The sequence below is a fragment of the Pseudomonas fluorescens genome, assembly GCF_041354075.1.
Classification (GTDB): domain Bacteria; phylum Pseudomonadota; class Gammaproteobacteria; order Pseudomonadales; family Pseudomonadaceae; genus Aquipseudomonas; species Aquipseudomonas fluorescens_CE.
The window spans coordinates 102,818-126,906 of the sequence record NZ_JARZGC010000007.1 but is presented as its reverse complement, the minus strand read 5'-3'; the positions used below and the strand labels follow the sequence as shown (position 1 = coordinate 126,906).

The window sequence follows — 24,089 nt, the reverse complement described above, 5'->3', positions numbered from 1 at the left end:
AGCCGATTCATGTAGTATAACTACAAGCTTGCTACATCTCCGGCACCTGCCCATAACAAAGAGTCCAGGCCCTTGAATCTGCTGCAACACATCGCCCAGTCACGTCACCTGTTACGCAAGTCGGAGCTCAAGGTCGCCGACCACGTGCTGCTTGACCCTGCGGCGGTGATGCACAGTTCCATGGCCGACCTGGCCCACAGCGTGGGCATCAGTGAGCCGACCATCGTCCGTTTCTGCCGCGCCATCGGTTGTTCGGGGTTCCAGGACCTGAAACTGAAGCTGGCGCAGAGCCTGGCGGCGGGTGCGAGTTTTGGCCAGTTTGCGATCCACGAAGACGACTCCGTCGCCGATTACAGCCTGAAGATCTTCGACACCACCCTGCACACCCTGATGGAAGTTCGCGAGAAGCTCGATCCGGTGGAGTTGCAACGGGCGGTGTCGCTGATGTCCCAGGCCCAGCGTGTCGAGTTCTACGGCTTCGGGGCGTCGGGTGCGGTGGCGGCTGACGCCCAGCACAAGTTCTTCCGCTTGCTGCTGACGGCCGCCGCGTATTCCGACCCGCACATGCAGGCGATGTCGGCCGTGACGTTGAAGCCCAGCGACGTGGCGATCTGCATTTCCCAGTCGGGGCGTTCCAAGGACCTGTTGATCACCGCGAACCTGGTGCGCGAAAGCGGCGCCTCGCTGATCACCCTGTGCCCCAGCCAGACACCGCTTGCCGAGCTGTCGACCGTCAACCTGGCCATCGACGTGCACGAAGACACCGAGATCTACACGCCCCTGACTTCTCGCATCGCCCACCTGGTGGTCATCGATGTGTTGGCAATGGGCGTCGCCATGGCGCGCGGGCCAAGCCTGGTCAACCACCTCAAGAGCGTCAAGCGCAGCCTGCGCAGCTTGCGATTGTCACCCAAGGCGGTGAAGGCGCTGGATGACTGATGTCTGCGCAAGGTCGTACCGGCCTTGATCGCGGGCAGGCTCGCTCCCACACGACAACTTTCATCAGTCTGTAACCCACGCGCCGCCAAACGGTCATCCCCTGTGCCCATCCTGTAACTCCCGTACTCGCCTTGGGAGACTCGAAATGGCCCAGCCCTACGAAGAACGCAACAGCGCCGTCAGAACCCGCCGTCAGCAGGAAGACCAGCGCCGCATGGAATTCCGTCGCGCCATCGAAGATCGCTGCGAGCGCCGCCAACTGATGGCCGAGATCGGTGATTTCCCCGAGCTGGAACTCAACTACTGGCAGGCTTCGCCCGCAACTTCCCGTCGAAACGCTCAACCAGGGCGCTGATCTGCACCCGTTCGCTGCGGATGAACGCAAGGAATGCGTGGGCCACCGGCGACAGCCGCTTGGCCCTGGCCTGCACCAGGCACCAACTGCGGAACAGCGGCAGCTCCTCGACCGGTAATTCGATCAGGCCACCGGTCGCCAACTCAAGGTTCAGGGCGTGACGCGTCATCAGCGCCACGCCCAGACCCGCCAGCACACACTCACGCTGGGCTTCGGCCGATGAGACTTCCTGTGTCTGGTTGAAGTGCACGCGTTTCTCCTTGAAATACTCCTCGCACGCCAGCCGGGTACCCGATCCGGTCTCGCGCAGCAGCAAGGTGTAGGGCTCAAGGTCCTGCAGGCGCAACGCGCCCATGTGGCACAGCGGATGGTCCGGAGGCGCCACGGCCACGATCGGGTTGTTGAGAAACGGCAGAAACTCCAGCCCCATGTCCTGCGGAACCATGGACATGATCACCAGGTCGTCGCGGTTGTCGGAGAGGCGGCGGATCACCTGCCCGCGGTTGACCACCGTCAGTTGCAGGTTGACCTCCGGATGCTGGCGCTTGAAGGCGGCAAACAGATGCGGCACGAAGTATTTGGCGCTGGATTCGATCGCCAGTTTCAGTTGGCCCTGCAACGATCCCTGCATGTCCGAGAGCTGCATGTCGAGGTTTTCAAGGCGGCCAAAAATGTCCCGGCTCGCGCGTTGAAGCGCTTCAGCGGCCTCGGTCATGTACAGCTTTTTGCCGACGTAGTCGAACAAAGGTTGCCCGATCAGCTCTTCGAGCTGACGAATCTGCAGGCTGACAGCCGGTTGCGTGAGCGACATTTCGTCGGCGGCGCGGCTGTAAGAGCGCAGATCACAGACTTCATTGAAAATCTGCAACTGACGCAATGTCATACGCATCAATGACTTACGCATACTCGGTACGCTCCCGCCTCAAGCTGATAGGTCGACTATAAGGCTTTCCTTATGCCTGACCCAATTATTAATCATTTTTGTTAATCCCTTGTGCGGGCTAGTGTGGGGCTGCGACCAAATTGAAACATTTGGTCACGCGTCGACCTGGTCCAACAGGTCGTGGGTAGCAGCGGCTCAAGGGAAACTCCAAGTGATAAAAAAGATCCTGATCGCCAACCGTGGTGAAATTGCCGTACGAATCGTACGGGCCTGTGCCGAAATGGGCATTCGCTCGGTGGCGATTTTTTCCGACGCCGACCGCCATGCCCTGCATGTGAAGCGTGCGGACGAGGCCCACAGCATTGGCGCCGAGCCATTGGCCGGTTACCTGAACCCGCGCAAGCTGGTGAACCTGGCGGTGGAAACCGGTTGCGACGCCTTGCATCCCGGCTACGGGTTCCTTTCGGAAAACGCCGAACTGGCGGACATCTGCGCCGAACGCGGAATCAAATTCATTGGTCCCTCGGCGGAGGTTATCCGCCGAATGGGCGACAAGACCGAAGCGCGCCGCAGCATGATCAAGGCGGGCGTTCCAGTCACTCCGGGTACCGAAGGCAACGTCTCGGGTATCGAAGAGGCGCTGACCGAAGGCGACCGCATCGGATACCCAGTAATGCTCAAGGCCACTTCCGGTGGTGGCGGTCGCGGTATCCGTCGTTGCAACAGCCGTGAAGAACTCGAACAGGCATTTCCCCGGGTGATTTCCGAGGCCACCAAGGCCTTCGGTTCGGCGGAAGTGTTCCTGGAAAAATGCATCGTCAACCCCAAACACATCGAAGCGCAGATCCTCGGTGACAGCTTTGGCAATGTGGTGCACCTGTTCGAGCGTGACTGCTCCATTCAGCGCCGCAACCAGAAGCTGATCGAGATCGCTCCGAGCCCGCAACTGACCCCTGAGCAGCGCGCCTACATCGGCGATCTGTCGGTGCGTGCAGCCAAGGCGGTGGGTTACGAGAACGCTGGCACCGTGGAGTTCCTGCTCGCCGAGGGCGAGGTGTACTTCATGGAAATGAACACCCGGGTGCAGGTGGAACACACCATCACCGAGGAAATCACCGGCATCGACATCGTCCGCGAGCAGATCCGCATCGCGTCCGGCCTGCCACTCTCGGTGAAGCAGGAAGACATCCAGCACCGTGGTTTCGCGTTGCAGTTCCGGATCAACGCCGAAGACCCGAAAAACAACTTCCTGCCCAGCTTCGGCAAGATCACCCGTTACTACGCGCCCGGCGGCCCCGGCGTGCGCACCGACACGGCGATCTACACCGGCTACACCATTCCGCCGTTCTACGACTCCATGTGCCTGAAACTGGTGGTCTGGGCGCTGACCTGGGAAGAGGCGATGGACCGTGGCTTGCGCGCCCTCGACGACATGCGTCTGCAAGGGGTCAAGACCACCGCCGCCTATTACCAGGAAATCCTGCGCAACCCGGAATTCCGTAGCGGCCAGTTCAACACCAGTTTCGTTGAAAGCCACCCTGAACTGACCAACTACTCGATCAAGCGCAAACCCGAAGAGCTGGCCCTGGCCATCGCCGCCGCCATCGCCGCCCACGCAGGCCTGTGAGGAATAGAACAATGTCCAAGAAGATTCACGTAACCGACACCATCCTGCGCGACGCCCACCAATCGCTGCTCGCCACCCGCATGCGCACCGAAGACATGCTGCCAATCTGCGACAAGCTCGACAAAGTCGGCTACTGGTCGCTGGAATGCTGGGGTGGCGCGACATTCGACGCCTGCGTGCGCTTCCTCAAGGAAGATCCCTGGGAGCGCCTGCGCCAGCTGCGCGCCGCGCTGCCCAACACCCGCCTGCAAATGCTGCTGCGTGGCCAGAACCTGCTGGGCTACCGCCACTACAGCGACGACGTGGTCAAGGCGTTCGTCGCCAAGGCCGCGGTCAACGGCATCGACGTGTTCCGCATTTTCGACGCCATGAACGACGTGCGTAACCTGCGCGTGGCCATCGAAGCCGTCAAGGCTTCCGGCAAACACGCCCAGGGCACCATCGCCTACACCACCAGCCCGGTGCACACCATCGACGCCTTCGTGGCCCAGGCCAGGCAAATGGAAGCCATGGGTTGCGACTCGGTGGCGATCAAGGACATGGCTGGCCTGCTGACGCCGTACGCCACCGGTGAATTGGTCAAGGCATTGAAAGCGGAGCAGTCGTTGCCGGTGTTCATTCACTCCCATGACACCGCCGGCCTGGCCGCGATGTGTCAGCTCAAGGCGATCGAAAACGGTGCCGACCATATCGACACTGCGATCTCCAGCTTCGCCTCGGGCACCAGCCACCCGGGCACCGAGTCGATGGTCGCCGCCCTCAAAGGCAGCGAGTACGACACCGGCCTGAACCTGGAGCTGCTGCAGGAAATCGGCCTGTACTTCTACGCCGTACGCAAGAAGTACCACCAGTTCGAAAGCGAATTCACCGCCGTCGACACCCGCGTGCAGGTCAATCAGGTACCGGGCGGAATGATTTCCAACCTGGCCAACCAGCTCAAGGAGCAAGGTGCCCTGAACCGCATGGGCGAAGTCCTGGCAGAAATCCCGCGGGTTCGCGAAGACCTCGGCTTCCCGCCGCTGGTGACCCCGACCTCGCAGATCGTCGGCACCCAGGCGTTTTTCAACGTGCTGGCCGGCGAACGCTACAAGACCATCACCAACGAAGTGAAGCTCTACCTGCAAGGTGGTTACGGTAAAGCGCCGGGCACCGTGAACGAGAAACTGCGTCGCCAGGCCATCGGCAGCGAAGAGGTGATCGACGTGCGGCCGGCCGACCTGCTCAAGCCGGAAATGGCCAAGCTGCGCGAAGACATCGGCGCGTTGGCCAAGTCTGAAGAAGACGTGCTGACCTTCGCCATGTTCCCGGACATCGGGCGCAAGTTCCTCGAGGAGCGCGCAGCCGGCACCCTGACCCCGGAAGTGCTGCTGCCGATTCCGGAAGCGGGCAAGGTTGCCTCCGCCGGTGGCGAAGGCGTGCCGACCGAGTTCGTCATCGACGTCCACGGCGAAACCTACCGCGTCGACATCACCGGTGTCGGCGTCAAGGCCGAAGGCAAGCGTCACTTCTACCTGTCCATCGACGGCATGCCGGAAGAAGTGGTGTTCGAGCCGCTGAACGAGTTCGTCGGTGGTGGCAGCAGCAAGCGCAAGCAAGCCACTGCGCCGGGTCACGTCAGCACCACCATGCCGGGCAACATCGTCGACGTGCTGGTCAAGGAAGGCGATTCCGTCAAGGCTGGCCAGGCCGTGCTGATCACCGAAGCCATGAAGATGGAAACCGAAGTCCAGGCCGCCATCGCCGGCAAGGTCACGGCCATTCACGTGGCCAAGGGCGACCGGGTCAACCCGGGCGAAATCCTGATCGAGATCGAAGGCTGAGTTAACAGCCTTGATCACAACGTTTTAATCCTCGGGGGAGCGGGTGCTCCCCTTTTTTTTGCTCGCCGTTTGAGCGCCAGCCGACTCAATCCCCTGCTGGTGATGCGGTCAGGCGCCTTGCGCAGGCAACATGCTTTCAGGCACTGATCAAAACGCCATTTGCCATTGCCCCATGACGCCGTAGTTACGCGTGTCACCGCCTGTTTCGCTGGTCAGGGCCAGCCCCACGGTTTGTTGGCTGGACAGCGCCAGATCGACGCCGGCATCCAGCGCCAACAGGTTACGATCTCCCGCGTCTGCCGAGACTTCAAAGCGCTTGCCTCCCTTGACCAGCTGCTGTTGCGTTTCGCTCTGCAGGTCGCCATAGGTATGCTTCCAGCCCGCGCTGAAACGCGGCGTCAGTTGCATGCCGTTGTCCAGAACGTTCAGTTTGGCCACGCGCAGGCCGAAGGTGCTGCTGACGTTATCCTGGGTTTGCCCATGGACTTTCAGCGCAGCGTCTCCGCCTTTCTCGGTGTAACTGTCGCGCTGGTATCGCTGATAGCCGAGGTTGGCGAATGGCTCGAGGGTCAAGCTCCCTTGGCCGACATCGAGACCTGCCTCGACAAACGCGTGCTGGGTACTGGCGTTGTAACGACCTTTGAGGCGATCGCTGAAACCATTGAACGCCACCCGGCGCTTGCTGGTGGCATCGTGGCTGGCATGCGTTGCGCCCAGGCGCAGGGCGAAGGGGCCGTCCTGGCGCACGGCATAAACGCCCAGGTGCCAGCTATCAAGCTTGCCGTCGAATTGCCTGGCGTCGAGTTTTGTCTCGGAGCGGCCGCCGAGCACGCCGACATGCCATTGTTCAGCCAGCCGCCAGTCGGCGCCCATCACCAGACCCTGAGTGGAATGCTTGAGCGGGTCGTCGAAGTGGCTGTCGACCTTGCCGCCGTTGCCAAGCGCCTGAAGCCACACGCGGCTTTTGTCGTTGCGGGCGGCAATCTGTGGTGCGTTGTTCATTGCACTCCCGCTCAGCTGACGCATCGCCGACAGCATGCTGGCGCTGACCGGGGCGGCACTGTCCCGGGTGGCTTTGGCAAGGTTGGCGTGCTGACTGGCGGTCAGTTGTTCAATGGCCGAGGAGGCATCGGCCATGTTACTGCCAAGCAACGCACGGACAGAGGTGTTCGTCTCGGCAGCCTCGGGTGTGTCGATGCTGCGGGCCAGCGCTTTTTCATTGGGTGATTCGACCGTCTCTTCTACGGCTCGGCTGTTGCGCCCATAGCTCACAAAGGCTTGGGTTTCGTTGCGGCTCAGGGTCGGTGTCAGGAATGCGAGGTTGCTGGTTACGGCGCCAAACTCGCCTTCGATCTTTCCTGCATTTACCAGTACATGCTCGGTCCTGGTCGCGTAGTTTCCCGGCATTGCAGCAATGTGTACCTGTGCGTCTCCCAAAGACGCGGTGCCCGCAACCGAAATGGCGGATGGGCCTTCGGTGGGTGATACGGCATAGGTCACGACCGCACCCTTGTCCAGCACCAGATCGCCCGCGATGACCGGGGCATTGTTCTTCGACACAAGCAGTGCACCCTCCACATAGAGGTTTCGCACAGAGCCAGGACCACCATACATGGCGCGCCGGTAGACGTGGGCATCGCCGTGAATCGACCCCTGGTTGAACAAGGAAGCCCCCGCCAGGACGTGTGCCTTGCCTTCGAACGAATGATCAAGTGTCCAGTGGCCACGGGCGACGCGCATCTCGCCAAAATTATGGGTTTCCCCGACGCTGCCTCCGCTTCTGGCATTGAGCAGCAGAACGTTGCGCCCGGCGCCGCCGTCCAGTTGGCCCTTCCAGGCAGCCCCCTTGTTGACGACCAGCAGGTCGTCGACCTCCCGTAGCTGCAAGCTGTCGATGGGCGCTGAGACCAGCGTATGTTGAGTCGTCCAGGCGTCCTTGAAGGCGCGGAAAGGATCTTCACTGTCCGGGTAGGCCTTGGCAGCCGCGACGTCAAAGTCCAGGGCGTCATAGAAGTCATCGCCGAACTCGACCTTCTGCACTTCAGGACGTGGGCTGGCGGGAGCGAGAGGGGTAATCGGGCCGGGCTTCTTCACGCCCACAACAATCTTGTTCGGGGCGGCAACAGGCTTTACGGACTTCTTGCGCGCTTTCGCCGGCTTCGCGCCAGCACCTGGGCGCGCCGCCGGCTCTTGCGCCAGAGAAAACTCCGAGTAGCCAATGGCGAGAGCGACAGACAGCACAAGGTGTTTCAGTCGGTAGGTAGGTTGAACGGACATCGATACGGGCCTCTTTTACGGGAGGCCAGAACTCTAAAAGTGGGGCGAGGTGAGCGATGTCAGCTCGTTCCGGCGGGTCTGCACGTAGCGTCGGAGGATTTTTGGGAAAAAACACCGGAGGGGTGGCAGGGAAGGTTTTTTGCCATGTTGCGTGGGGGCTTTTGCCTACAGCGAAGTTTGGTGGGCACGGGATTAAGGGAGTGTTGGCGCACTCCCTTGGCGCAGGCGCATTTGCGGGGCTTAGCCCCGACACTCCGCCAGCGTCTTCAACTGCCCCGACCCTGCCTGATTGTCATCGCTCAACCAGCGTTCGAAACCCGCGCCCACCGCTGGCCACTGCGAATCAATGATCGAATACCACGCGGTGTCGCGGTTCTGCCCCTTGACCACCATGTGCTGGCGGAACACCCCTTCGAAACTGAAGCCCAGTCGTTCTGCCGCATATTTGGAGCGGGCGTTGCCGTTGTTGCATTTCCATTCCAGGCGACGGTAGCCGAGGGCGAACGATTCCTTTGCCAGCAGGTAGACCGCTTCGGTACTTTTCGGCGAGCGTTGCATCGGGGCACCGAAGGTCACGTGGCCGATTTCGATGCGGCCCTGGGACGGGACGATCGACATCAGGCTGAGGATGCCTTGCACTTCGCCGCTGGCGCGGTCGATCACGCTGAAGAAGTACGGATCGCTGCTGGCAGCGTGGTTGTTCAGCCAGTCATTGAAGGCGCTGCGTTCCGGGAAAGGGCCGTAGGGCAAGTAGTCCCAGAGTTTCGGGTCGGCGCCGGGGCCTTGCAGGGCGTTGAACAAGTCGTCGCCGTGCCGCGCCGGGTCGAGTTTCTCCAGGCGGATGAACCGTCCCTCGAGGGTTTGCACGGTAGGGGCCGGGGCGCCTTTCCAGTCGGCGAGTGAAGTCGACATGCTGTTCTCCTTGAACCTTAAATGGCTTTGCGAAACTGGATGAAACCGGGGCGTTCGGCGATGCGTTCGTAGAGCTGGATCGCGGTGGCGTTGGTTTCGTGGGTCAGCCAGTGGACTTTGTTGCACCCGTCGGCCTTGGCCGTGGTGTAGACGAACTCGATCAATTGGCGGCCGACACCGGTACCGCGGGTCTCGGGCGCTACCAGCAAGTCTTGGAGGTAGCAGGCGTTTTCGATGGCCCAGTTGGAACGATGGTAGATGAAATGCACCATGCCCACCGCCTTGCCATCGGCCCAGGCCAGTGCGGCGTGGGTCGGTTCGTTTGGATCGAGCAAGCGCTGCCAGGTGCTCTGGGTGACGGCATCGGGCAACTCGGTGTTGTAGAACCGCAGGTAGGCCTGCCACAACGGCAGCCACGACGCGTGATCGTCGGCGCTGACCTGACGGATTTCAATCTGGCTCATGTTCATTCCTCAAGGCATCAAATGGGCAAGGGCGCGATCCTGCGCGTTCGGGCTGGCGGCGAGCCCTTCGCGTACACCGGCAATGTCTGTGCTGCTGCGGTTCTGGCCGAGTTTGCGCTTGCCTTCCAGGCGCTGGATCGGCAAGGCAAACCCGACAATGGCCTTGAGCATGCCGTCGATGTAGTCGGCAGGCGCATCGGCGACTTTCCAGGGCTGGGCGCGCCCGCTTTCATGGCGATCGGTCAAGGCGCTCACCAGGTCGAGCAGCGGCTCGGCATCGGTAAACACCTGCGCCGTGCCGTAGGCGTGCACGGCGATGTAGTTCCAGGTCGGCACCACTTTGCCGTGTTCTGCCTTGCTGGGATAAAACCCCGGGCTGACATAGGCGTCGGCACCGGCAAAGATCACCAGTGCCTCGGCGCCTTCCTGCAGTTCCTTCCACTGCGGATTGGCCCGGGCGAAGTGGCCATACAGGGTGCCATTCGGACCTTCGTCCGGGCGCAACAACAGCGGTAGATGGCTGGCCTGCAAACCCTGCGCGCCATGGGTAACGACCATGGCCAGGCGCGCGTCGAGCATCTGCCGCTGCAATTGCTGCAAGTCGTCGATGGCAAAGCTGCGTGGCGTATACATGGAAATATTCCTTGGCGATTGCCTGCATCCTAGGCAGGCTATTGGTCTGTTGTAAGAGCCATTGATGACCAATTTCATAGGTCCATTTTCATGGGTAATGTGCCGCTTTCCTTGTCCTTCAATCCGGCGGGTATCGAACTCGACCGGCGCCAGGGCCTGAGCCGTCAGCTCTATCAAGCCCTGCGCGTGCGCGTGCTCGACGGACGATTGGCCAGCGGCACACGGTTGCCGGCCACTCGGGATCTGGCCGCCGCGCTGGCGATTTCCCGCAACAGTGTGGTGCGAGCCTACGATCAGCTGTACGCCGAAGGCTTCATTGAGGGACGGGTTGGCGATGGCACTTACGTGGCGCTACTGCCTCAGGCCAAAAAATTATCCACAAAACTGTCCACAGGCTTTTCAACAGGGTTACCCACAGCCTTATCCACAAATTGCCTCGATTTTCCTGTGGTTTCATCCAGTAAAGTTATCCACAGCGGTGCGCTGGGGCGGGTGGAAAAGAACCATCTGGCGCTCCCGCCAAGCGGTCCGCCACGGGCTTTTCGGGTAGGCGTTCCGGCGTTCGATCTGTTCCCTTTCGAGGTGTGGGCCAAGCTGAATGCGGCTTTCTGGCGCAAACCGGATCTGCGCCAGCTGTGTTATGGCGATCCGGCGGGCGACGAGCGCTTGCGTGAGCTGATCGCCGCGTACCTGCGCAGTTCTCGCGGCATGCAGTGCACCGCTGAGCAAATTGTGATCACCAGTGGCGCACAGCAGGGCATCAGCCTTTGTGCACAGTTGCTGGTGGAGCCGGGTGACGGGGTGGCGATCGAAAATCCGGGGTATCGGGCGGCCGGTCATGCCTTCGCCGTGGCCGGTGCGCACCTGCATGGCGTGGCGGTGGACGGCGAGGGCATCGTCTGCAGCGAATTGGCCTCCTGTGGCGATTGCCGCCTGGTGTATGTAACGCCTTCGCACCAGTACCCCACAGGTGTGGTCATGAGCCTGGCCCGGCGCCTGGAACTGCTGGCCTGGGCCGAACGCACCGATGGCTGGATCGTCGAAGACGACTACGATGGCGAGTACCGGTACACGGGCGCGCCTCTGGCACCGCTGGCGGCCCTCGATCGACAGGGGCGGGTGCTGTATGTCGGCACCTTCGGCAAAGTCGCCTTTCCGGCCTTGCGCCTGGGGTATCTGGTGTTGCCGCCAGGGTTGGTGGACGCGTTTTCGCAACGGCGCGCGGTGGATGTCCGGCATTCCGAAGTCAGCACCCAGGCGGTGATGGCCGAATTCATGGCCGCCGGGCACTTTCAGCGGCACATCCGCCGAATGCGTCGCGCCGCCTTGAGCCGGCGCAATACACTCCTGGCCGACTGGCCTCGCGACATACCGGGCATCGGCAGCCTGCCCAGTGTCGTGGCCGGGCTGCATTTGACGGTTGGCGTCGACTCCCGGGCCCGCGAGCAAGCGCTGGTCGAGAACGCCGCCCGTGTCGATGTCGAGATCAACGCGCTGAGCAGCTACTGGTTACCGGATTCGCAAACGCCGCTGGACCAGCGTGCCGGGCTGGTCCTGGGTTTTGCGGCGGTGCCGGAAGCCGACATCAGGGCGGCGGTGGCGCGGTTGAAAAAAGCCTGGCGCTGATCCCCCGCCCGTTCAACTTTTCGAAGTGGAGGGCCTGGGCGCTGGCAGGAACAGCGACCGGGCCAATGGCGGGCTGATTTCGCTGCGATAGATCTCGATGATCTCGTTGTTCGACGAGGCCTTTCGCAGGTCAAAGCCGCCACCCAACTTGCGTTGCACGGCAGTTTTCAGGTGGGCCGCCGTGTAGCCATCCACCGGGGTGTCGATCTTCGGATAATGAAAGTGCGCGTACCAGAGGGCCGCGCCTTTGCTGGGCCCGGGCTTGGTCGCGGTGTCTCGCACGCGAATTTCGTACTCCTCGAGAAAGTCCTTTTTAATCCCCTTGAGCCGCTGCCGGCCAGGGATCCTGACAATTTCGACCAGGCCCTGAGCATGCAGCCATTGCACCCTGGCCGCGGTCGGGGGCTGTCGTTTGATCATGTTGATTCGGGCAAGGCGTCCCTGTTCATGAAGGGCGGTTGCCCCGTCGTTGAGCTGCCTGGCCAGATTGACGGCCGACACCGGGCCGCCGTCCGTGGCGTTCAGGTCGGTCAGCGCCTGTTCGATAGTGTCGGCCGCTTCGGTCATCCGCCGTGCCTGTTGATTGAACAGTTCCTCGATTTCCACGGGAATGCGTCCGGCCTGGTTGGCGTGGCTTTCGGTTCGACGGGTAAAGGCCGGCAGTTGGTCGAGCAGCGCCTGGCCTTGCTGAAGGCTGTTTTCCAGGGGCGGGCGGGTCGCCGGCGCGGGGCGTGGAGCTACATGTTCCAGCCAGTTGCCTGGGGTTTTCTCATGAAACGTCGCGATGACCTTGCCGGTCAGTGGCGACGTCACGTCAAACAGGTCCAGGTCCTCGCCCGCCGCTCGCGCGCGCGGGGTGCCGAACACGGTGCCTTTGAAGCGGGTCTTGATGATGCGCTGGCGTGGCGTCGCAGGCCGGGATGGCCCGGGCGTCGGTTCAAGCAATCTGCGCTCCTGCAACAAGGCGGCGAGTTGCGCCTTGGCGGGTTCGTTGAACGCCTTGATTCGTTCGCGCATGAGCGCCAGTGGCGCGCTCAGCAACTGTTCCGGGAATTCCTGTCCCAGGTCGGCAATTCGCTGGTCGAGGTTGGCGAATTGCTCCACCAGGTCGTTGAAACCGTCGATGCGGTCCAGCAGCTCCAGCGCTTCGCCGTCGGCGGCAAGGTCCAGAGACGACTGGATGGTGAGACCGGCGTCATCGACCAGTTGCTCCATGGCCTGGCGGGCAGGCGCGAGGTCCACCGCCGCGCCGTCGTTGAGGCAAAGCTCCTGGGCAATGCTGATCTGGAACAGCTTCAGGTCCTGCAGGTTGAAGCGCGGCAGGTGCGTCGCGTAATCCCGGCCAATTTCGCTGGCGTCCTTGCCCAGTCGGGTCAGTTCATCGATCCGGGCCTGGGCGAATTCGATCCGGTCGATGAATTGCTGCGTCATGTCGCTGGTCGATTGATGCGTCTGGCGCGGCGTTTGGGTGCTCTCGACCGTTTCGTTGTCCAGCAGTGCAAGGGATTGGCGCATGCGCTGGCTGAACGCGCGATCCTGCCGGGCAAACCACTTGCGGGTCAGCGCCAGCTGCAGGTCCAGGCAACTGACCAGGACCGGGCGATAGTTCGGAATGGGCTCAATGGCGTTGAACGCTTTGAGTTGTTCGATGTAGGTGTTGTAAGCCGCCTGATGTGAATCCAGGGTGTCGATCAGGGCCTGATAGTTGTCGTCGGTGGCGGCTTTTTCTGCACGCTCGAGTTCTTCTTCCAGCGCCTGCTTTCGCCCATCGAACGCTTCGAGCTTCTGTCTCAACTCTGCCTTGCGCTGCTGGTTCTGGCGCACAAGCGCCTGCCGGCGACCGCCACCGCGCAAGCGCAGTCGCAGGTCAACGAACCATTCCCCCCTGGCCGAGTGCACCAGCAGCGGCCCTTTGATCGCCGGTGTTTTGCGCGAGTCGACGATCTGTACATCCTCGTTGTCATTGAGCATGACTTCGAACCAGCGCTCACCGACTTTCGCGTACCACTGGCTGCCGAGGCCCCGCAGGTATTGCCGGGGGCCGGCGTCGAGCGACGGCGCCTTAAGGCCAACCGGCTCGCTGATGCTCAGCGCGTCGAGCAATGTCCCCAGGCTTTTGGCAGGTAATGCGCCGAGGCTGTGCAGCGTGGACTCATGCGCAGCCGGCGGCTGGCTCGAATGCCAGTCGGGCAGGCGGGTCACGCTGGATTTCGGACGGGGTAAGGCCGGGGGCTCCGGGCGCAGGGCCGGGTGCTCTTCGGCGGTTCGTGCGGAGGGTTTCTCGCTGGCGGCTTGATGGGCGATCACCATGCCGAGGGTCAGCAGCAAGTCGGTCATGGCCGACCAGGCGCCCTCAGTGTCGTCATTTTCCCTGGCGTCGGTGGCCTGCTGCAGGTCATCCATGATTTGCCAGATCCAGGCGGCGGTGCCCACGGTACGCCCGAGAAACGGCAAGGCGATGTTGAACAGCATCCACGCGCCTTGCTTGAGCGTTGCCCAGCGGGCTTCGGCGTTCGACACCGATTGGCGTTCAGCCAGGGTGATCATCGCGTCGGCGTTCGCCTTGAACAGTGCGGCAAGGGGTTCACTTTCCAGCGCGGTCGCGCTGAACGCCACGTTGGCCATCCTGCCCTGCAGCGACGTGGGCTCCACCAGCCACTGGCCGATGGTCCAGACGGACGGCAATTCGCCGGGGAAGGCGTATTGGGAATAGTTGAAGCGCACGCCGTCCGGCAGCCACGCCAGGACCGATTGGCGCAGCGTCTTGCTGTGCTTGATCGCATACAGCAGATTCGCCTCCCCCGGGTATTGCAGCAACGGGTGGTCGAGCAGCGGTCGATAGAGCAGGCAGGGACCTTTCGTCGCGAGTCGCGGCCCGATCACGAACATGTTGGCCACTTTATCCGCCGTGCTTTCGGTGTTTTCGCCGTGGACGAACGCCAGCGGGCGAATGACGATCTCCAGCCCGTCGACATAGCGGTTCGCCGGGTTTTCCTGCATGACCGCGAGCACATACTGATAGCCACGCTCGTCGATGCCCGCCTGGTTACGGAGCTTGTATTGCAGCGCTTGCAGCGGCAACTGGATGCGCAGATGACGGCTGTACAGGTTTTGCCGGCGTTCGGTTTCCTGCGCGTCACTGAGCAACTTGAGTTTGATCAGCGCCGGGTAGGTCTCGCCGATGTTCACCTGGGTCACCAGTTGTTCCAGGTACGCGGGGGTCATCCAGTCCGGCGCCGCCTCACCATGGGTCAATCGTACCGCGCGGTTGCCGGTCGGCAGGCCGATCAGGTTTTGCAGCGCCAGGTCAACCAGCGACAGGGTGAGGGTCTGGGTTTGTCCGGGCACGATGAAGGTCCCGTAGATGACCAGACTGGTGATGCTCAGTTCGATATCCTCGAGTTTCAGGGCCGTGGCGGTGGGGTGATCCTTGAGCATCTGTTTGCGCAGGCTTTGCAAGGTGAACTCGCGCAGCGATGGCACACCGTCGAGGAAGGTTTTGCCGGCGTCCTGTTCACGCAGACTGGCGAGGTCCATCAAGTGCCGACTGTAGCGAGTGAGGTCCGCTGGTGAGCCTTCTTTGAGCCAGTTGGGCAACAAGGTCTGGACCTTGCTGAAATGCGACGACGGTGCTTCGTGCGAGGCCTTGAAGTTTCTGGGGTGGGCAGGCTTGCCGAATGAAAGGCTGGGCGATGACGTGCCTTGAGCCTGATTCAAGCCACCGATGGCTTCGATCTCCAGTGCAATCAGGGCACAGGCCTGGTGGTGGAAAAAATGGCCGTCGGGTTCATACAGGCGCCATTGCAGGTCGGCTCCGCACTGCAGTTTTTCAGCCAGCACGTCAATGGAGTCATACCGTTCGAAGCCCTGGATGATGGAGTGCGTCAGCACAAAGGTACGCTCGCCGAGTGTGCCTACGAGCACCGCGAGGTCCATCATCCGCCAGTGATTGCTCACCCCGTCTTCGACGACGTCGACATCGATCAGACAGGCCTTGATCCGGTATTTGTCCCCGGCGCGTCGGGTGGCGCGATCCGGCTGGCTGAACACCGCCTGGGCGATGGCTTTTTCGTCGTCACTCCAGGTCAGTGCCGGATCAAGGTTCCAGATGTCTTGCAGGGACCGCGAGAGCTGATGCCAGCGCGGGGTCGAGGGCCCGGTCTCATGGTTCCAGTAATCGAGCTGTTGCTGTTGATAGGCGTTGAAGAGCAGGGGTGAAAGTGAATTGATCAAGTGGCCGATCGCATCGATTTTCACCGCCAGTTTCACCATCGGTTCGTCGCCCGGGTGCAGGGTCAGGAAATGTTCGCCATCGATGTAGTTCACGTTCGACTGCGAATACCCGACACGTACCAGCACGTTGGTCAGGGTCTCGTACTGGTTGCGCCCGGGGATCACGCGATCTTCGGTGATGATCCAGGTCGGGGTGACCACGGTGGCGAGCGTCGGGTTGATCTTGAGTTGCGGATACAACGCGGCCAGGGCAGGGCGCAGGACATTCGCCGCGACTTCACTGATCGAAGGGCCGGTGACCAGTTCGGTCAGTAAATCCAGTTCTTTCTGAAAGGTGGTTTCGGACATGCGGGTCTCCTGAAGGGGCGAGCGGCTGTAGAGGGCACAGCGCTGGGTCGGGAGACGTTATCGGGGTGTGACCGTTGCCTTGCGGTAGATAAATACCGCAGGCGAAAAAAGACCCGCGACTGGGCGGGTCTTCTTTATCGCGTGGCAAGAACGCGGGTGCAGGGGTTACTGACTCCGGGCGCGTTCGAAGCCTTCAAGCACGTTCACGGCATTGATGCCGATTTCCTCGACCGCATAACCGCCTTCCATGACGAACAGGGTGGGCTTGCCGAGGCCGGCGATGCGCGTGCCCATGGCCAGGTAATCGGGGCTGTCGAGCTTGAATTGCGAGATCGGATCGTCCTTGAACGTATCGACCCCCAGGGAGACCACGATGACATCGGCGCCGTAGCGCTCGATCTCCTTGCAAGCCTGTTCCAGTGCGGCGCTCCAGGTGTCCCAGCCGCTGCCGGCGGGCAGTGGATAGTTGAAGTTGAAACCTTCGCCCGCGCCGTCGCCCAGCTCATCGTCAAAACCCAGGAAAAACGGAAATTCGGCTTCCGGATGGCCGTGGATAGAGGTGAAGAGCACGTCGTTGCGCTCATAGAAAATCGATTGAGTGCCGTTGCCGTGGTGGTAGTCGACGTCGAGAATCGCGACCTTCCGGCGGCCCTGATCGAGGAACGCCTGGGCCGCGATGGCGGCGTTGTTGAGATAGCAATAACCGCCCATCACATCGCTGGCGGCGTGATGCCCCGGCGGGCGGCACAGGGCAAAGGCGCTGTGGGCGCCGCCCTGGATGTGCGCCTGCGCGGTCAGTGCCACTTGCGCTGCGCTGTATGCCGCTTGCCAGGTGCCGGCGGTGATCGGGGCGCCACCGTCGAAGCTGTAGTAGCCGAGCTCGCCGTGCAGGCTTTTGGGCTTGATCGCACGCAGGGTGCGGGCCGGCCAGGTGTAGGGCAGCAAGTCGCCGTCGGTGTTGAACTCGGTCCAGCGCGCCCAGGCGCCCTTGAAGAAATCCAGGTAATCGCGGCTGTGGACGCGGGCAATCGGCTCGAGGCCGAAGTCCCTGGGGGCTTGGACCGCACCGAGGTTCTGGTTTTTGACCCGTTGCAGCACATGGTCGGCGCGGGACGGCATTTCGAAGCAGGGCTTGAGTTGCCCGTCGATCAATTCGCAACGGCCGTGGTGCAGGTGGTGATCATCCGAATAGATCGTCAGCATTTCTTGCTCTCCGCAGGCTGAATCGGTGGGCTACAGTCTTGCGGCGAACGGCGATTCGGAAAACGGCAGGAAAGGCCAAAAGGGGATGGATATGGCCAAAACGTCTGACCGCAATTCGCCCCTTCCCTCGGCGTTCTTTAGGCCGCTATCGCGAGCAGGCAATCGATCCTTCAGGGCCGAAACTGACTCGGCGCCACGCCGCTCCAGCGCACGAAAGCATGACGAAAACTCGCGGTTTCGCTGAAACCCAGCGCCTCGGCAATCCGGTAGATCGGCATCTGGTCCTCGCAGAGCATTTGCTTGGCTTGTTCGAAGCGCAATTCGTCGAGCAGTTCCTGATAGCTGCAGCCCATGTCCTTGAGATGTCGGCGCAAGGTTCGCGTGGAGCATTTCATCTGCTCGGCCAGGCCATCGAGGCCGGGTGCCGCATTCAATTGCGCGCTGAGCAGTTGGCGGATCCGCCCCAGCCACGCCTGGCGGCCGGTGAACTCGGTGTTCTGCTTGCGGCAGCGTTCGACCATGGCCTGATGGGTGATGAGGTCGGCCAGCGGCAACGGCTGGTCGAGCCAGCGCTTGTCGAAGGCAAAGGCGTTGTCAGCCGCGCCGAAGCTCAGCGGACACTCGAAGTGTTCGGCGTAGGTCGCCCGATAGTCGGGCGCGGCATGTTCGAAGCGCGCAGCCCGCAGCGGCAGCGGGTGACCGAGCAGGTCGTCACAGATGACTTTCAACGACACCAGGCAGAATTCGGCATTGAACACGGCCATGGCCAGGCTTTCGCGGTAGTCGGCGGCGGCGAACCAGACACGCTCGTCGTCTTCCTCCAGGCGCAGCTCGAAAACTGTTCCCAATAGCGCCGGATAGCGCATCGCCAGGCGCAAAGCGTCACCGAAGGTGGCACTGGTGAGCAGCGCATAACCGAGCATGCCGTAGGACGAAACGTGCATCCGCCGGCCCAGTTCCAGGCCAATGTCGCGCTTGAGCGCCACCGCATTGGCACACACCTGCATCTCCTGGTTGGTGGTGATGCGCGTGTCGGCCCGGCTCAGGTCGGCGGGGCTGATGCCACTGCCGGCCAGCAGCGCCTCACTGGACAAACCGTCGGCCTTGAAGGCGTTGAGTACCAGCGCGACAGCATTCAGGGTGGTCAGATGGGAGTGGAGCATGGCGGCTTCCAGCCTGTGGGTATGCTGGAATTTAACGCAAGTTACATGCCGCCGAGGGGTCCTGTAGGAGCGAGCATGCTCGCGATGGTCGCCAACGATGACGCAGGAATCCAGACAGCCAGCGTCATCGTTGACCTCCATCGCGAGCATGCTCGCTCCTACAGTGGTCAGTGGTGTGTCAGCTGAGCTCGCCGCAGAGGTCCAGCTCCACGAGCCTGCGCACTTGCGCAATATCCAGCCCCGCACCCAGCAACCCATGCAACTTGCCGAACGCCGCTTCGCGGGTCATGCCGCCACCGGACAGCACGCCGACACCGCGCAAGCGGCTGCCTGCCTCGTACACGTCCAGTTCCACGCCACCTTCGTGGCACTGCGTGACCGCGACCACCACCACGCCCTTGTCGCGTGCCCGCGCCAGTGCGTCGAGAAACGCCGGGTTGTCGCTCGGCCCCGTGCCGCTGCCATAGCACTCCAGCACCAGGCCCTGAATGCCGCTGTTGAGCATGCCATCGAGCTGTTCGGCGCCAATGCCGGGAAACAGCGGCAATACCGCGACCTTCGCCAGCTGTTTCGGCTGGTTGTAGGTCAGCTCGGCCGGCAATGAAGTTGCCTTCGCGCCTGCGCCCTGACGCTCCAGGCGCTTGAACGGGTGTCGACCGAAGCTGCGCACTTTCGCGCAACGGCTCGGGTCGAGCATTTCGCCATGAAAGTGCAGGTGCACGCCCGGCGCCAGGCCGTTACCCAGTGCGACCAGAGCGCCGCCGAGGTTTTCCCAGGCATCGCTGTCCGTCACGCCGGCCGGCAGCATCGAGCCGGTAAAGCAGACGCGGGCTTGCAGGCCGAGCAACTGGAAACTCATGGCCGCCGCGCTGTAGGCCAGGGTGTCGGTGCCGTGCAGGATCAGCACGCTGTCACAGCCCTGCACATCCACCGCGTCGACCACGGCCTCGCGCAATTGTTGCCAGTACGCCGGGGACATGTTGGCGCTGTCGATCAGCGGCGACATCTCGCGAAAGCGCCACGGCGGCACTACCAGGCCAGGCTGGCCGTGCAGGTACTCGCGCATCCGCGCTTCGAAACCGGATGCCGGGGCCAGGCCATTGGCGCTGGCCTGCATGCCGATGGTGCCACCGGTGTAGAGCACCATCACGCGTTGGGCGGCAGGGTAGGTCGAGGAATTCATGAAGTTCTCCGAAATCGATGACGGTCCTCCTGTGGGGGCAAGCAGGCCCGCCCCCACAGAGGATTCACACTTTAACCGATAGTGGTCGCCGTCTTGCCTTCGGCTTCAACCGTGGACGCAGGCGGATTCGCCGGCCATGCGTTCGGATCGAGATCCAGGTCCGGGAATTTGCTCGAGTCGAACACCGGTGTCTGGATGCCGGCAGCACGCTGGTCATCGTAGTCGCGCAGGATGCGCATGCCGACCTTGAACAACAGGAACAGCGCAATCAGGTTCACGAACGCCAGCAGGGTCATGGTGATGTCGGCGAACGCGAACACGGTGCCGAGGTTTTCGATGGCGCCCCAGAAGATCAGCGCCAGTACCAGTGCGCGGTAGCCGATCAGTGCCTTGCGGTTTTCACCGATCAGGAAACGCAGGTTGCTCTCGCCCAGGTAGTAGTTGTAGAGAATCGAGGTGAACACGAACAAGGCCAGCGCGACCGAGATGAACATCCGGCCCCAGTCGCCGACAACGGCGGCGAGCGAGTTCTGGGTCAGGGCAATGCCGTCGCCTTCGAAGCCCGGGGTGTAGAAACCCGAGAGCAGAATCAGCAGCGCGGTGCAGGTGCAGATCACAAAGGTGTCGAGGAATACGCTGAACGCCTGGACCACGCCTTGTGCCACCGGGTGCTCCACCGACGCCACGGCCGCCACGTTCGGCGCACTGCCCAGGCCCGCTTCGTTGGCGAATACGCCGCGCTTGACGCCCATGACGATGGCGCTGCCGATCAGGCCGCCGAAAGCCTGATCCAGGCCGAATGCGCTTTTGACGATGGTCATCAGCATGGCGGGCACGTGGTCGAATTGCAGCACGATCACGTAGATGGTCACGCCGATGTACACCAGGGTTTTCACCGGCACCAGCAGGTCAGCGACCTTGGCGATGCGCTTGATCCCGCCAATGAACACCAGGCCCAGCAACACCGCCAGGGCCAGGCCGGTCCAAGTGGTGTCGAAGCCGAAGGCGTTGTTCAGCGAGTGGGTCACGGCGTGGGACTGCAGGCCATTGAAGGCAAACCCGAAGGTCACCAGCAACAGGAACGCCATGATCATGCCCAGCCAGCGTTTCTGCAGGCCGTGCTGAATGTAGTAGGACGGGCCGCCACGGAACTGACCTTCGGAGTCGCAGCGCTTGTAGAGCTGGCCGAGGGAGCATTCGAAGAAGCTGCTGGACATGCCGACCAGCGCGGTCACCCACATCCAGAACACCGCGCCCGGGCCACCCAGGGTCACGGCGATGCCGACCCCGGCGATGTTGCCCGCGCCGACTCGCCCGGCCAGGCTGAGCATCAGGGCCTGGAACGAACTGAGCTGGCCGGCGCTGCTTTTCAGGCTGTCGCGGAATACGCCGAACATGTGGAAGAAATGACGCAGTTGAACGAAACGCGAGCGGATCGTGAAGTAGCTACCGAGCCCGACAATGAGCACGATCAGTACTTTCCCTGAGAGGAAGTCGTTGATGACTTCGAGCATGGAGTATTCCTCGCTGTTTTTTATGTGAGCAGAAGCTGGTCCGTGAGAAACATCGTGTTACACCCGTTTGCGCGCGGCACAATAGGCGATTTGAAGGTTCATCCCGGACCAAATCGCGGGTTTGTTGTTAGTTCGGGTTTCGCATGGGTGGGGGCCTCGCTACCGACGACCGCTCACGCGAAGAAGGGGCGGCACTATACCGATCAGTGCCGCGCCCGTCTGCACGGTTGTGGTGCAAGCGGTTTCTGAAAGCCCTTGAAACATCACAGGGGTGTGTGATCCGGTTAAAAAAAAGGGCCTGGGGACTGATCCCCAAGCCCTCAAAAGGTGAGAGGTGTCTAGTCCCTCGACCTGGTGAGCGGTATTGCCAGTGTGGCGTCTGATCAGGCCTTCAAAGGCACCAGACGCGGGGCGATCATGTTTTCCGGGCGCAGGATGTCGTCGAGCATGGCGTCGTCGAGCAAGCCTTCCTCACGCACCAGTTCCAGCACGCCGCGGCCGCTTTCAAGGGCGATACGGGCGATGCGGGTGGCGTTTTCATAGCCGATGTACGGGTTCAGCGCGGTGACCAGGCCGATCGAGTGCTCGACCAGTTCGCGGCAGCGGGCTTCGTTGGCGGTGATGCCGGTAATGCAGTGCTCGCGCAGCATGTCCATGGCGCGTTGCAGCAGGCGGATCGAGTCGAGGATCTTGAAGGCGATCAGCGGCTCCATCACGTTCAACTGCAGTTGACCGCCTTCGGCTGCCATGGTCAGCGCCAGGTCGTTGCCGATGACCTGGAAGGCCACCTGGTTCACGGCTTCCGGGATGACCGGGTTGACCTTGCCGGGCATGATCGAGCTGCCCGGTTGACGCGCCGGCAGGTTGATTTCGTTGATGCCGGTGCGTGGGCCGCTGGACAGCAGGCGCAGGTCGTTGCAGATCTTCGACAGTTTGACGGCGGTGCGCTTGAGCATGCCGGAGAACAGGACGAAGGCGCCCATGTCCGACGTGGCTTCGATCAGGTCGGCCGCCGGCACCAGCGGATGACCGCTGATGGTGGCCAGGCGCTGAACGGCCAGGTGCTGATAACGCGGGTCGGCGTTGATGCCGGTGCCGATGGCGGTACCGCCCAGGTTCACTTCGGTCAGCAGTTCCGGTGCCAGGGTCTTGAGGCGTGCCAGGTCCTCGCCCAGCGTGGTGGCGAACGCACGGAATTCCTGGCCGAGGGTCATCGGCACGGCGTCTTGCAGCTGGGTGCGGCCCATCTTCAGCACGTGGCTGAATTCCTGACCCTTGTCGGAGAACGCCTGGATCAGGCTGTCGAGGCTGGCCAGCAGGGTGTCGTGACCCAGCAGCAGACCCAGGCGGATGGCCGTCGGGTAGGCGTCGTTGGTCGACTGCGCCATGTTCACGTCGTTGTTCGGGTGCAGGTACTGATATTCGCCTTTCTGGTGACCCATGGCCTCCAGCGCGATGTTGGCGATGACTTCGTTGGCATTCATGTTGGTTGAAGTGCCGGCGCCGCCCTGAATCATGTCCACCACGAACTCTTCGTGGAAATCGCCGCGGATCAGACGGGCACAGGCTTCACTGATGGCTGCGTGCTTGGCTTCGCTGAGGTGACCCAGTTCGCGGTTGGCGTCAGCAGCGGCCTGTTTGACCATGGCCAGACCGACCACCAGCTTCGGGTAATGCGAAATCGGGACGCCGGAGAGGCGGAAGTTGTTCACCGCTCGCAGGGTCTGGATGCCGTAATACGCTTGAGCCGGTACTTCGAGTACGCCAAGCAGGTCTTTTTCTGTGCGGAATGATGCAGCGGAGGACATGACGGAAATCATCTCGATATGGACCCGGTCTGTGCCGGAACACTGCAAATGCTAGGCTTGTGGAGAATCGAGAGCCAATGCTGTTAAACACTGACCTATGCATATTCGGCATAATGCCGGTGTGACGCCGCGATCACGACGAGCGTACGACCCAAATTGGTGCGCGTCCGGGAGGACCTGATGAACCTCGAAAGTAAATGGCTGGAAGATTTCAGCGCCCTGGCCGCCACCCGCAGCTTTTCCCAGGCGGCCGAGCGCCGTTTCGTGACTCAGCCGGCGTTCAGCCGCCGCATCCGCAGCCTCGAAGCCGCGCTGGGGCTGCAACTGGTCAATCGCTCGCGCACGCCCATCGAACTGACGGCGGCGGGGCAGTTGTTCCTGGTGACCGCGCGAACGGTGGTGGAACAGCTCGGCGAAGTGCTGCGCCACCTTCATCATCTGGAAGGCGGGCAGGGCGAAGTGATGCAGGTCGCGGCCGCGCACTCCCTGGCGCTGGGCTTCTTTCCGCGCTGGATCGCGCAATTGCGCAATGAAGGGCTGAACATTGCGACCCGTCTCGTCGCGACCAACGTGGGCGACGCGGTGCATGCGTTGCGTGAGGGTGGCTGCGACCTGATGCTGGCGTTCTATGACCCGGATGCAGCGATGCAGATGGACCCGGAAATCTTTCCTTCGCTGCATCTGGGGCACACCGAGATGCTGCCGGTCTGCGCCGCCGATGCCCACGGCAAGCCCTTGTTCGATCTGGAGGGCGAAGGCAGCGTGCCGCTGCTGGCCTACAGCGCCGGCGCCTTTCTCGGGCGCTCGGTGAATGTGCTGTTGCGTCAGCGGGCGCTGCGGTTCACCACCGTCTACGAAACCGCCATGGCCGACAGCCTCAAGAGCATGGCCCTGGAAGGTCTGGGCATCGCCTGGGTGCCGCAACTGAGTGTGCGCGCCGAACTGGCGCGCGGCGAGCTGGTGGTTTGCGGCGGGTCGCAGTGGCACGTGCCCCTGGAGATTCGCCTGTACCGCTGCGCACTGGTGCGCAAGGCCAACGTGCGTTTGTTGTGGCGCAAGCTTGAGGGTGGGGCGGCGAGCGCCAATCAGTGACCGGTGTGA

17 protein-coding genes are annotated in these 24,089 nt (G+C 62.2%); 6 read left to right on the top strand and 11 right to left on the bottom strand.

Going from position 1 to position 24,089, the window contains the following annotated elements; genetic code table 11:
* Positions 1–72: 72 nt before the first annotated feature.
* Both hexR and QIW53_RS11625 read left to right on the top strand, forming a co-directional pair.
* On the top strand, positions 73–939 hold the full coding sequence (gene hexR / locus QIW53_RS11630; RefSeq protein ID WP_192307191.1) for a transcriptional regulator HexR: 867 nt from the start codon (positions 73–75) through the stop codon (positions 937–939).
* Between the two features lie 145 nt (positions 940–1,084).
* Positions 1,085–1,294, top strand: coding sequence for a PA3496 family putative envelope integrity protein (locus QIW53_RS11625; RefSeq protein WP_371049768.1), 210 nt, complete (start codon positions 1,085–1,087; stop codon positions 1,292–1,294).
* On the opposite strand, the gene QIW53_RS11620 is transcribed toward QIW53_RS11625, so the two are convergent.
* Positions 1,236–2,198, bottom strand: a complete 963-nt coding sequence (locus tag QIW53_RS11620) for a LysR family transcriptional regulator (protein ID WP_371049767.1) — start codon at positions 2,196–2,198, stop codon at positions 1,236–1,238. The two genes, QIW53_RS11625 and QIW53_RS11620, sit on opposite strands and share 59 nt — an antisense overlap.
* 190 nt (positions 2,199–2,388) lie before the next feature.
* On the opposite strand from QIW53_RS11620, the gene QIW53_RS11615 reads away from it, so the two are divergent.
* Positions 2,389–3,804, top strand: coding sequence for an acetyl-CoA carboxylase biotin carboxylase subunit (locus QIW53_RS11615; RefSeq protein ID WP_371049766.1), 1,416 nt, complete (start codon positions 2,389–2,391; stop codon positions 3,802–3,804).
* 11 nt (positions 3,805–3,815) lie between these two features.
* On the top strand, positions 3,816–5,624 hold the full coding sequence (gene oadA, locus QIW53_RS11610) for a sodium-extruding oxaloacetate decarboxylase subunit alpha (protein ID WP_371049765.1): 1,809 nt from the start codon (positions 3,816–3,818) through the stop codon (positions 5,622–5,624).
* Between the two features lie 147 nt (positions 5,625–5,771).
* Here oadA and QIW53_RS11605 read toward each other — a convergent pair whose 3' ends face one another.
* From QIW53_RS11605 to QIW53_RS11590, 4 genes are all read right to left on the bottom strand, one after another.
* The gene (locus tag QIW53_RS11605; protein ID WP_371049764.1) at positions 5,772–7,901 is read right to left on the bottom strand and encodes an autotransporter outer membrane beta-barrel domain-containing protein; all 2,130 of its coding nucleotides are present in this window, start codon (positions 7,899–7,901) and stop codon (positions 5,772–5,774) included.
* A gap of 240 nt (positions 7,902–8,141) precedes the next feature.
* Positions 8,142–8,813, bottom strand: a complete 672-nt coding sequence (locus QIW53_RS11600; protein WP_371049763.1) for a GNAT family N-acetyltransferase — start codon at positions 8,811–8,813, stop codon at positions 8,142–8,144.
* Between the two features lie 17 nt (positions 8,814–8,830).
* Entirely contained in the window at positions 8,831–9,277 is a 447-nt protein-coding gene (locus QIW53_RS11595) for a GNAT family N-acetyltransferase (RefSeq protein ID WP_371049762.1), read from the bottom strand.
* Positions 9,278–9,286: 9 nt separating this feature from the next.
* Positions 9,287–9,910, bottom strand: coding sequence for an FMN-binding negative transcriptional regulator (locus QIW53_RS11590; RefSeq protein ID WP_371049761.1), 624 nt, complete (start codon positions 9,908–9,910; stop codon positions 9,287–9,289).
* 90 nt (positions 9,911–10,000) lie between these two features.
* On the opposite strand from QIW53_RS11590, the gene pdxR reads away from it, so the two are divergent.
* On the top strand, positions 10,001–11,536 hold the full coding sequence (gene pdxR / locus QIW53_RS11585) for a MocR-like pyridoxine biosynthesis transcription factor PdxR (protein WP_371049760.1): 1,536 nt from the start codon (positions 10,001–10,003) through the stop codon (positions 11,534–11,536).
* Positions 11,537–11,548: 12 nt separating this feature from the next.
* Here the strand turns inward: pdxR and QIW53_RS11580 are convergent, their stop codons facing one another.
* The 6 genes from QIW53_RS11580 to aspA form a co-directional block, all read right to left on the bottom strand.
* Positions 11,549–16,117, bottom strand: coding sequence for a hypothetical protein (locus tag QIW53_RS11580; RefSeq protein WP_371049759.1), 4,569 nt, complete (start codon positions 16,115–16,117; stop codon positions 11,549–11,551).
* Between the two features lie 165 nt (positions 16,118–16,282).
* Positions 16,283–17,320, bottom strand: a complete 1,038-nt coding sequence (locus QIW53_RS11575; protein WP_371049758.1) for a histone deacetylase family protein — start codon at positions 17,318–17,320, stop codon at positions 16,283–16,285.
* Between the two features lie 170 nt (positions 17,321–17,490).
* Entirely contained in the window at positions 17,491–18,483 is a 993-nt protein-coding gene (locus QIW53_RS11570; protein WP_371049757.1) for an AraC family transcriptional regulator, read from the bottom strand.
* A 178-nt stretch (positions 18,484–18,661) separates the two neighbouring features.
* Complete coding sequence (locus tag QIW53_RS11565) at positions 18,662–19,666, bottom strand: asparaginase (RefSeq protein ID WP_371049756.1); 1,005 nt, start codon at positions 19,664–19,666, stop codon at positions 18,662–18,664.
* Between the two features lie 71 nt (positions 19,667–19,737).
* The gene (locus QIW53_RS11560) at positions 19,738–21,180 is read right to left on the bottom strand and encodes an alanine/glycine:cation symporter family protein (protein ID WP_371049755.1); all 1,443 of its coding nucleotides are present in this window, start codon (positions 21,178–21,180) and stop codon (positions 19,738–19,740) included.
* A gap of 383 nt (positions 21,181–21,563) precedes the next feature.
* Positions 21,564–22,988 (bottom strand): aspartate ammonia-lyase, encoded by a 1,425-nt coding sequence (aspA, locus tag QIW53_RS11555; protein ID WP_371049754.1) that lies wholly within the window; start codon positions 22,986–22,988, stop codon positions 21,564–21,566.
* Positions 22,989–23,168: 180 nt separating this feature from the next.
* Between aspA and QIW53_RS11550 the strand changes: the two genes are divergently transcribed.
* Positions 23,169–24,080 (top strand): LysR substrate-binding domain-containing protein, encoded by a 912-nt coding sequence (locus QIW53_RS11550; RefSeq protein ID WP_371049753.1) that lies wholly within the window; start codon positions 23,169–23,171, stop codon positions 24,078–24,080.
* The last annotated feature ends 9 nt before the right edge of the window (positions 24,081–24,089 follow it).